Source organism: Streptomyces sp. MnatMP-M17, assembly GCF_900091995.1.
Classification (GTDB): domain Bacteria; phylum Actinomycetota; class Actinomycetes; order Streptomycetales; family Streptomycetaceae; genus Streptomyces.
This window is the reverse complement of sequence record NZ_FMDK01001278.1, coordinates 1-1,512: the sequence shown is the minus strand read 5'-3', so window position 1 is coordinate 1,512 and position 1,512 is coordinate 1. Positions and strand designations below refer to the sequence as shown.

Below are 1,512 nucleotides of genomic sequence, written 5' to 3'. Positions count from 1 at the left end.
TCCCGGGGCGGGCCGCCGTATCCCTGCAACAAGCGGCGGCCGGGCAGCGGATGCGCGGCGCGCGACGGCATGGACCGGCAGCACGCCGTGCTCGGTACGAGCGAGTCGTGCGTGGCCGCGTATCCCGGCGACTGGGCCGTGGCGCTGCTCGCCTTCGACGCCCGGCTGGACCTCCTCGGTCCGGGCGGCCCGAGGACGATACCGCTGTCCGCGCTGCACCGGGAGCCCGGCGACACACCGCAGCACGAGCACACACTCGCCGACGGCGAACTCATCGTCCGCATCAGGGTTCCGGTCTCCGCGACGGCGCGCGGCTCCGCCTTCCACAAGGTCCGGGACCGGGAGTCCTTCGCGTTCGCGCTGGCCTCCGCCGCGGTCGCCGTCCGTCTCGGCCGGCGCGGCACCGTCCAGGACTGCCGTATCGCCCTCGGCGGGCTCGCCACCCGGCCCTGGCGCGCCCATGAGGCCGAACAGACGCTGCTCGGCGAGGAGTTGACCGAGCGCAGTGCCCTGCTGGCCGGAGAGGCGGCGCTCGCCGGCGCCCGGCCGGGCACACACAACGGCTTCAAAGTGGCGCTGGGCATCCGTACCGTGGCGGACGCGCTGCGTGCCGCCGGACGGCGGGCCGCCTCATGAGAGATCCCGCGCAGTCCGTGCCACGGGTGGACGCCGCCGACAAGGTCACCGGCAGTACCCGCTACAGCGCCGACCACCGCCCGCCCGGCACACTGCACGCCATGCTGGTCCCGGCGTCGATCGGGCGAGGGCGTGTCGTCCGGCTGGAGACGGAGGCCGCCCGCGCCGTCCCGGGCGTACGGCTGGTCCTCACCCGGCTCGACGCGGAGCAGGTGCGCTCTCCCGGCTTTCCGCAGAGCGGCTCCGGCTACGGCTTCCAGAGCCTCCAGCCGCTCCTGGACGACCGTGTCGCCTACCGCGGCCAGCCGATCGCGCTGGTCGTGGCGGACACACTGGTGGCGGCCGTCGAGGCGGCCGGGCGGGTCGACGCCCGTTACGAAGCCGAGCCGGTGGCGGTCACGCTCGACGCCGAGGGCGCGGAAACGGTCGTACAGGCCGAGGAGTTCCCCGGCATCCGGCGATTCGCGGACATCGAGGTGGGCGACGCCGACACGGCCTTCGCGTCGAGCCCCGTCCAGGTCGACATGACCTTCGACTTCGGCCCTCAGCACCATGCCCCGATGGAGCTGCTGGCCACCGTCGTCGAGTGGCGCGGCGAGAGACTGGTCGTGCACGAGAGCACCCAGAACACCGGCGCCGTCAAACACGGCCTCGCGAAGGTGCTGGGCATCGATCCCGCCCGTATCGAGGTCATCTGCCCGCAGGCGGGCGGAAGTTTCGGCCAGAAGACCTGGCTCCAGCCGCATGTCGCCCTGCTCGCGGTGGCCGCGGCCCGGCTCGGCCGGCCGGTCAAGTTCGTCATGCCGAGGAAGCAGACCTTCCTCGCCACCAGCTTCCGTCCGGCCAGCCGCCACCGGCTGCGGCTCGGCGCGGACT

Annotated in this window: 2 protein-coding genes; both read left to right on the top strand. The window is 73.6% G+C overall.

Annotation, left to right across the window (positions count from 1 at the left end):
* Positions 1–636 (top strand): FAD binding domain-containing protein (locus GA0115259_RS38545; RefSeq protein ID WP_176732798.1); only part of this gene is annotated, 636 nt, incomplete at its 5' end.
* Positions 633–1,512: xanthine dehydrogenase family protein molybdopterin-binding subunit (locus GA0115259_RS38540; RefSeq protein WP_141716912.1), on the top strand; the 880-nt coding region annotated here is incomplete at its 3' end. The genes GA0115259_RS38545 and GA0115259_RS38540, both read left to right, overlap by 4 nt.